Here is a 7,857-nt window from a genome sequence, read left to right as displayed (position 1 = left end):
CGGTTTCGGGTCCCTGTCTGTTTGAGTGACCCCCCCCCCACAAAACGGTTCTCCCGCCAACCTTTTTTGTTTTTCCCCCCCCTGCCTTTGTGGGGCCCCCTCCCCCCCCGCGATGAGGCCATCAAATTCAACATCCATAGTGACTGACACTCCGCCATCGCGGGCAAGCCCGCTCCCACAGGGGGTGTTTCTCCGTACCAATCTGGCACCCACAATCAACTACATGGCATGCACGCAAACATGCCGCGCCGCACCCTGCGCGTAGTATCGAAGCCAGCCCCAGCACGAAACCCGCAGCCTTGCCGGGTTTGTCTGGGTGCAAGCAACGCTGAACCCCCTCCATATCTCACTAAAACAATAAATCGGCCTTCGGGCTGCGGGAGACTTCTGTGCTCAAGAAAAGTGCGTTGGGCTGGCCAAAGATTGCCGGCCTCGGAATTGCGTTGGTGGTGGCCGGGCAATTTTCCGGCTGGAACTTCGGATTGGCCGCCGGTGGCTGGCTGAACATGCTGATCGCCACGCTGTTGATGGCGCTGCTGTGCGGTGGCCTGGCGTTGTGCGTGGCGGAGCTTTCCACCGCCCTGCCCAGCGCTGGCGGCGTGTTTGTCTATGCGCAAACCGCATTCGGGCCATTCGTGGGTTATCTGGTCGGTGTGGCCTGCGCGCTGGCGTTGACCATTGGCACCGGCGCCGCCGCGACCTTCATCTGCGCCTACACCGAGTCGATTTTCGGTATTGGCGGCTGGACGGTGAAGATCGCCCTGTTCGCGGTGATCATCGGCATCCACCTGCGCGGTGTCGGTGAGGCCATGGGCCTGACCTTCATCGCCGGGGTGATCGCGGTCGCTGCCCTGCTGACCTTCGGCGTGGCCATGGCGCCACATGTCGAGCTGAGCAACCTGTTGGTATTGCCGGCCAATGTCGCCACACCGATCAGCCTCGGCGGAATCTTCGCCTGCGTACCGTTCGCGATCTGGCTGTTCATCACCGTCGAACAAACCGGCTCGGCGGCCGAAGAAGCGGCAAACCCCGGTCGCACCATGCCTCGCGGCATCCTGGCGGCCATTGGCACTCTGCTGGTCACCGCACTGGTGGTGCTGGTCTGTGCCCCCGGCGCTGGCGGCGTTGAACTGGTGGGCAGCGCGGGCGATCCGTTGTACGCGGCGATGTCCAGCAACAGCGCCTTCGGCGAAGGTTCATGGCTGGCCAAGGTCATCGGCTGCGGCGGCGTGTTTGGCCTGATCGCCACCTTCTTCTCCCTGGTGTATGCCGCCTCCCGGCAGCTGTTCGCCATGGCTCGCGATGGCCTGTTCCCGCAATGGTTGGGCAAGACCGGCAAACGCGGTACTCCCTACCCGGCGCTGCTGTTGATCGGTGCCATCGGCCTGCCGTTGTCCGAGGTCGATCCCGCCACCGTGATGCTCGCGGTCGTGCTGCTGCTCAACGTTTGCTACCTGTTCATCTTCGGCGCGTACCTGCGCATCAAAAGCAGCCAACCCGATCTGCCCCGTCCCTTCAGCCTGATCGGCGGCAAAGTGGTCGCCTGGCTGGGCCTGGCGCTCACGCTGGTGGTGATCGCCGCCTGCTTCCAACTTGACGTGAAGATGCTGATCGCCCTCGGCGTGACCTTCGTGCTGTGTATTTTCAACTTCCTGCTGCGCACTCGCCGCGCACCTGTCATCGAGGTTCCAGACCATGCCTGATACTCTCCTGCAACGCCGCCACCGCGTCCTCGGCAGCGCCTCGCCACTGTTCTACGACAAGCCCCTGCACCTGGTGCGCGGTGACGGCGTGTGGCTGTTCGACGTCGACGGTCGCCGCTACCTGGACGTCTACAACAACGTGCCCTGCGTCGGGCATTGCAACCCCCGTGTGGTCGAGGCGATACATCGCCAGGCGACCACCCTGAACATCCACACCCGCTATCTGGATGAGCAGGTGGTGCGTTATGCCGAACGCCTGACCGCTACCTTCGCCCAGCCCCTGGACACCGCGATGTTCACCTGCACCGGCAGCGAGGCCAATGAACTGGCGCTGCGCCTGGCACGCTTCGCCAGCGGCGGCACCGGGATCATCGTCAGTGACTACAACTACCACGGCAACTCCGCGTCCCTGGCCGAAGTCACCACCGCCCTGCCCTCGCCGGAGCCCTTCGCCGCCCACGCCCGCGCCGTGCCGATTCCGTGCCTGTATCGCGCACCGGCAGGCACCAGCGAAGCGCAACTGGCCGAGGAATATGCGGCCAATATCGCCGCCGCCATCGCATCGATGCAGGCCCAGGGCATTCGCCCCGCCGCACTGCTGATCGACACCCTGTTCGCCAACGAAGGTTTGCCACGGGTGCCGGCCAGCTTCGTTGCCAAAGCCGCGGAGCTGATCCGCGCGGCGGGCGGTTTGTTCATTGCCGATGAAGTGCAATCCGGTTTCGGCCGTACCGGCGAGCACCTGTGGGGCCATCAGGCCCACGGCGTGACGCCGGACATCGTCACCCTCGGCAAACCCATGGGTAACGGCTATCCCTTGGCGGGGCTGATCACCCACAAGGCGCTGGTCGAATCCTTCGGGCGCAACGCCATGTACTTCAACACCTTCGGCGGCTCGCCGGTGGCGGCTGCCGTGGGCATGGCGGTACTGGACGAGATTGAAGACAAACAACTGCTGCGCAATGCACAGGACGTCGGCGCCTACGTGCAACAGCGTCTGCAAGGACTGGCCGACAAGCACTCGATCATCGGCGATGTGCGCGGCAAGGGCCTGTTCTTCGCCATGGAATTGGTGCGCGACCAAGCCACCCAGGAACCCGCCGGGCTGGAAGCACGCAAGGTGGTCAACGACATGCGCGAGAACGGTGTACTGATCAGCAAAATCGGCGCCGGTGACAACATTCTCAAGCTACGGCCGCCGCTGGTGTTCAGCCGCGAACACGCCGACCTGTTCGTCGACACCCTGGACCAGGCACTGAGTGCGATTTGAGGATCTTTCATGACTGAATTCAACACCCTGAGCCATGACCAGCAGGTCGCTCATTTACACGATCTGGCGCGTCACGCCCTGCAACACTGGGAAGGCGATTTTGCTGACATTGAACTGGTCAAGTTTCGCGAGAACGCCGTGTTCTCCGCCCGCCGCCACGACGGCCAACGGGTCGCCCTGCGCATCCATCGCAACGGCTATCACTGCGAAGCGGCGCTGCGTTCGGAGCTGCAATGGATGGAAGCGCTGGAAAGCGCGGGGATTACCGTGCCGCAGATCATTCGCGCCCAGGACGAGCGCCATTTGATCGAGGTCAGTCATGCCGACATCGGCGAACGCCACGTCGACATGCTGGCGTGGTTGCCGGGTGCAACCGCCGGAACCTCCGAGGCGGGTGTGCAGGCCGATACGGAAATCGACTTCCTGTTCACCGAAGCCGGAGCGATTGCCGCGCGCATTCACTTGCACTCCGCCCATTGGCAGCAGCCGGACGAGTTCGTCCGGCATGCCTGGGATGAAGAAGGCTTGATCGGCGCCAATCCGTTCTGGGGACGTTTTTGGGAGCTGGAGCAACTGACTGAAGAGCAACGGGATCTGTTGCAACTGGCGCGGCGCACGGCCCGTCGGGACTTGCGCCAATACGGCCGGCACCTGGACAACTTCGGCATGATCCACGCCGACCTGGTGCCGGAAAACCTGCTGATCGAAGGCCCGCGCCTGCGCCTGATCGACTTCGACGACGCCGGGTTTGGCTGGCACATGTTCGAACTGGCCACGGCGCTGTACTTCTGCCTGGACGACTCGCGCTATGAGCAGATCAAGTCGGCGCTGCTTGAGGGCTATCACGCGGTGAAGCCGCTGACTGAAGCGGATCGCCGGACGCTGGCGCTGTTCCTGATGCTGCGCGGCACCACGTACCTGGGCTGGATTCACACCCGCCAAGGCACCCAGACCGCGATTGAAATGGCGCCGATGCTGATTGAACGGGCTTGCCGGTTGGCTCGGGAATATCTGCAAGCCTGATAGACCGCCTTCGCGAGCAGGCTCGCTCCCACAGGATCTTGGTCGGACACAGATTTTGTGTTCATTGAAGATCCACTGTAGGAGCGAGCCTGCTCGCGATGAACGATAACGCGGTCTAATCAAGCCGCGCTGGCATGTTCCAGACGATGGAACAGGCGGTTGAAGTACACCAGGCTGTCACGCGGTTCGCGCACGCCAACTTTCGTAAGCTCCACGAACATCACCGAATGCGACCCCACTTCCTTGCATTCGCTGATCCGTCCTTCCAGTTGCACCAGGGCGTCGCGCAGCACCGGCACGTCGGCGGCGCCGTCGTCCCACAGGTCCCAGGCGAAGCGTTCAGCCATCGGCACCTTGGTCATGCCGGCGAAGTGGCGGGCCAGCTCTTCCTGCTCACCGCACAGCACGTTGACGCACAGATGGCCGTTGGCGCGAAACACGTCGTGGGTGGCGCTGTTGCGGTTCACGCACACCAGTACGGTGGGCGGCGAATCGGTGACCGAGCACACGGCGCTGGCGGTGATACCGCAACGACCGCCTGGGCCGTTGGTGGTGATGATGTTCACCGCGGCCGGCAGTTGCGCCATGGCGTTGCGAAAGTCGATTTGCTGCTGGCTCAGGTCGGCCATGTCTTTGCCCCTTCCTTCAGGAGGACCGTTCGTTTGCGGTCCGTAGGTGATGGAACAAGAGTAAGGCCGGGCGCCGCGCGCAACCATTCTGACGATCCCCACGCGAAGGTAGGCTTTCCGCTAGTCGACTAGGTGGTTTCTTTATCGCAAGGGCGGGCCACAGTGGGTATTCTGCTATCTGGCTCCAAAAAGATGAGCCCATGTCCGCCGCGCGTGCTCGTGAGCGAAAACAATAATTAGAAATTCCTGTGGCAGCCCAGATGGAAACCCGCAAACCGATTGTTTACATCGTTGACGACGACAAGGACCTGCGAACCTCGCTGGCCTGGTTATTGGAGTCGGTCAGCGTCCAGGCGCAGTGCTTTGCCGGCGCCGAAGAGTTCCTCAGCCAGTACGACCCCAAGCAACCGGCCTGCCTGGTGCTGGACGTGCGCATGCCGGAAACCAGCGGTTTCCAGCTGCAGGAAATCCTCAACCAGCGCGGCAGCACCTTGCCGACCATTTTCGTCTCGGCCCACGGCGATATTCCGATGTCGGTGACGGCCATGAAGAATGGCGCGCTGGACTTCGTCGAGAAGCCCTACAACCCGCAGCAGATGATCGACCGCATCCAGGCCGCCCTGAAAGCCGCCGTGCACGCCCAGGCCGATCAGGAGCAGCGCCAGAACCTGCAAGGCAAGCTGGCCCTGCTGACCAGCCGCGAGCGCGAGGTGTTGATGCTGGTGATCGATGGCAAGGCCAGCAAGGTGATCGCCCGGGAGCTGAACATCAGCGTGAAAACCGTTGATGTGCACCGCACCAAGATCAAGGAAAAGATGGGCGTAAGCAGCATTGCCATGCTGGTGCGCGAGGTGCTGCATTTACCGGGTGAGGAGCCGGTGCGGCATTGAGGAATTTGTGGCGGCCATGAGGTCGCCATCGCTAGCAGGCTAGCTCCCACAGGGATTTCCAGCGAACACAAAATCTGTGTACGACGAAAATCCCTGTGGGAGCTAGCCTGCTAGCGATGAGGACAGCAATTTCGCCATCAATTCTGGCTATAGCGCTTGCGATAGGCACCAGGCGACACGCCGAAGCGCGATTTGAAGGCCGAGGAGAAGTAGCTGGAATCGGAAAAGCCCCAGGCATAACACAGCGCCGAGAGTTTCTGCTCGACGTCCGAGCGACGCAGGTTTTCCGCGCAGAAGTCCAGGCGCCGATGCTTGATGTACTGCGCCACCACCAGCCCGCGCTTAGAGAACATCCGGTACAACCCGCGCACGGAAATCCCCACTTCCCGGGCAATCAGCTCGGGACAGAGTTCTTCGTCGCTAATGTGCTCGTCAATGAACGCGATAATCTTGCGAAACTGCCGTTCGTGAATATCGCCATTGCTGTCACGGCCGCTGATCCCGGGCAGCAGCAGGCTGGCCAGGGCATCGAGCACCGCTTCGCTTTCCTGCATGTCCAGCCCTTCCTGCTGGCGGGTTTCCAGCACCAACCGGTTGGCCATCGCCGCCAATGGACTGCTGGACGCGATACGCGTGGCGCAGTTGACCGCGTTGAAGTGCGAGCCACGTTCGACCACCTGGCGCGGCATGATCAGCGACAACTGCCGTGAGTCTTCGTTGTAGGTCATGTCACTCGGGCGGCTGGCGTCGATCAGGGCGATGTCGCCACAGCCCAGCCGCGCCCGGTTGTCGCCCTGTTCCAGGTTCGAACTGCCGCGCAACTGGAACACCGCGTAGTAATGACCATCGCTGCTGACGCTGACGTCCTTGCTGGTGCGATACAGGTGCACGTGCGCCATGTCGACCACACTGAGCTTGATCGCGCCACCGTGGAACTCCGCCAGTTCGCCATAAAAATCGGAATCCAGCGCGCGGGCATCGAAACGCCCGCAGGCCTGGTTAACCTGGCTCAGCCAACTTTCGAACGCCTCATTGCGCACCGCCGATGCTGTAATCATGTCCGCAAAGCCTCACGTTTTTTTGTTGTTATTTTCCGACCGCTTCGTCGAGCGGTTCGTTAAAAATCTTTCATGTTCCGGCCAATTCCTCCCTGGGCGGCCGCCGGGCGCCCATTCAACAGGCTCCGGCGTCGGCTTTCCAGCCGTTTAAGCGCTTAGATGTCCAATACCAGACGAGCGGAAAGTGCCCGTGAAACGCAGGCGCAAATCTGCTTGTTGGACGCCTTTTCCTTGTTCGACAGGCAGTTGTCACGGTGCTCCGGCACACCGTCCAGCACCTCGACGATGCAGGTGCCGCAGATGCCTTCGCGGCACTCGGTGTCGATGTCGCAGCCGTGGGCCTGCAGCACGTCGACCAGACTGGAATCGGCCGGAACGTGGAGTACCACGCCGGAACTGGCCAGTTCCACTTCGAAACTACCGGTTGGCGCGCTGTTGGCAGCGGGATCGGCGGCGAAGTGTTCGAGGTGAATGGCGTCGTCGGAACGGCTGCGGGCCGCCACTTCCACCACCTTGTTCATGAACGGTGCCGGGCCGCAGGTGTAGACGTGGGCGTCGTTGCCGGCGCGGGCCAGGCATTCGCTGAGTGCCGCGTCCAGGTCGCCTGGCTCGACGCCATAGTGGAACTCCACATGGTCAGCAAAATTCGTCGCCAGCAGTTCGGTGAACGCGGCGTATTCGGCCGAACGGGCGAAGTAATGCAGGCGATAGGGTTGGCCGCTTTCTGCCAGTCGATAGGCCATGCTCAAAAGCGGTGTCACGCCGATACCGGCGGCGAACAGCACGTGTTCACGGGCAGCGGGATCGAGTCGGAACAGGTTGCGCGGCGCACCCATTTCCAACTCCATGCCCTCCTCTACCTGCTCGTGCAGCGCCAGCGATCCGCCACGGGATTGCGGCTCTTTTTTCACCGCCACCAGATAGGCGCGGCGGTCCTGTGGCGGGCTGCACAGGGAATATTGGCGGGTCACACCGGTCGGGCCTGTAAGGTCGACGTGGGCACCCGGCTCATAGGTGTCGAGCGGCTGGCCGTCACTGCGCACGAGGCGAAAGGAACGGATATCCAGCGCTTCGTCGACGATCCTTTCGATCTTCACCTTCATCATGGAATCACCTGAATACTGTTGTTTCGATTAAACACATTGCTTGGACTACGGCCCCCTGTAGGAGCGAGCTTGCTCGCGATGAACCTGAGGCCGCTACGGGGTGTCAGGTTTCCAGCGTCATCGTTTTCGTCCATCGCGAGCCAGCTCGCTCCTACAAGGATCGGGTTCATGTCAGGCA

The 7,857-nt window shown here is 62.1% G+C and carries 7 protein-coding genes and 1 pseudogene; 4 read left to right on the top strand and 4 right to left on the bottom strand.

What is annotated here, in order from left to right; translation table 11 throughout:
* Nucleotides 1–389 precede the first annotated feature (389 nt).
* Genes ACSFE6_RS30255 through ACSFE6_RS30245 form a run of 3 tightly spaced genes read left to right on the top strand, consistent with a single transcriptional unit; the run spans nt 390 to nt 3,996 of the window.
* The gene (locus ACSFE6_RS30255) at nt 390–1,703 is read left to right on the top strand and encodes an amino acid permease (RefSeq protein WP_435431043.1); all 1,314 of its coding nucleotides are present in this window, start codon (nt 390–392) and stop codon (nt 1,701–1,703) included.
* On the top strand, nt 1,696–2,973 hold the full coding sequence (locus ACSFE6_RS30250; RefSeq protein ID WP_435431042.1) for an aspartate aminotransferase family protein: 1,278 nt from the start codon (nt 1,696–1,698) through the stop codon (nt 2,971–2,973). The genes ACSFE6_RS30255 and ACSFE6_RS30250 overlap by 8 nt, the downstream gene beginning before the upstream one ends.
* Before the next feature lie 9 nt (nt 2,974–2,982).
* Nucleotides 2,983–3,996, top strand: coding sequence for a phosphotransferase enzyme family protein (locus ACSFE6_RS30245; protein WP_435431041.1), 1,014 nt, complete (start codon nt 2,983–2,985; stop codon nt 3,994–3,996).
* Between the two features lie 119 nt (nt 3,997–4,115).
* Here ACSFE6_RS30245 and hpaC read toward each other — a convergent pair whose 3' ends face one another.
* On the bottom strand, nt 4,116–4,625 hold the full coding sequence (gene hpaC / locus ACSFE6_RS30240) for a 4-hydroxyphenylacetate 3-monooxygenase, reductase component (RefSeq protein ID WP_435431040.1): 510 nt from the start codon (nt 4,623–4,625) through the stop codon (nt 4,116–4,118).
* Between the two features lie 260 nt (nt 4,626–4,885).
* On the opposite strand from hpaC, the gene ACSFE6_RS30235 reads away from it, so the two are divergent.
* Nucleotides 4,886–5,515, top strand: coding sequence for a response regulator transcription factor (locus ACSFE6_RS30235; RefSeq protein WP_433741438.1), 630 nt, complete (start codon nt 4,886–4,888; stop codon nt 5,513–5,515).
* Between the two features lie 137 nt (nt 5,516–5,652).
* On the opposite strand, the gene feaR is transcribed toward ACSFE6_RS30235, so the two are convergent.
* The 3 genes and pseudogenes from feaR to ACSFE6_RS30220 all read right to left on the bottom strand — a co-directional run.
* Nucleotides 5,653–6,573: a transcriptional regulator FeaR gene (gene feaR / locus ACSFE6_RS30230; protein WP_435431039.1), complete on the bottom strand. Its 921-nt coding sequence runs from the start codon at nt 6,571–6,573 to the stop codon at nt 5,653–5,655.
* A 155-nt stretch (nt 6,574–6,728) separates the two neighbouring features.
* Nucleotides 6,729–7,679, bottom strand: a complete 951-nt coding sequence (locus ACSFE6_RS30225) for a PDR/VanB family oxidoreductase (RefSeq protein ID WP_435431038.1) — start codon at nt 7,677–7,679, stop codon at nt 6,729–6,731.
* Nucleotides 7,676–7,857: pseudogene (locus ACSFE6_RS30220) on the bottom strand (hypothetical protein); the annotation flags it as partial. The pseudogene ACSFE6_RS30220 and the gene ACSFE6_RS30225, both read right to left, overlap by 4 nt.

The organism is Pseudomonas baetica, assembly GCF_051216495.1.
Lineage (GTDB): Bacteria > Pseudomonadota > Gammaproteobacteria > Pseudomonadales > Pseudomonadaceae > Aquipseudomonas > Aquipseudomonas baetica_B.
This window is presented reverse-complemented; position numbering and strand designations above follow the sequence as displayed.

What these genes read in the sequence shown, in the direction of transcription:
- ACSFE6_RS30250 (WP_435431042.1), top strand. Translation starts at nt 1,696, where the DNA reads ATGCCTGATACTCTCCTGCAACGCCGCCACCGCGTCCTCGGCAGCGCC.
- ACSFE6_RS30245 (WP_435431041.1), top strand. Translation starts at nt 2,983, where the DNA reads ATGACTGAATTCAACACCCTGAGCCATGACCAGCAGGTCGCTCATTTA.
- hpaC (WP_435431040.1), bottom strand. Translation starts at nt 4,625, where the DNA reads ATGGCCGACCTGAGCCAGCAGCAAATCGACTTTCGCAACGCCATGGCG.
- ACSFE6_RS30235 (WP_433741438.1), top strand. Translation starts at nt 4,886, where the DNA reads ATGGAAACCCGCAAACCGATTGTTTACATCGTTGACGACGACAAGGAC.
- feaR (WP_435431039.1), bottom strand. Translation starts at nt 6,573, where the DNA reads ATGATTACAGCATCGGCGGTGCGCAATGAGGCGTTCGAAAGTTGGCTG.
- ACSFE6_RS30225 (WP_435431038.1), bottom strand. Translation starts at nt 7,679, where the DNA reads ATGATGAAGGTGAAGATCGAAAGGATCGTCGACGAAGCGCTGGATATC.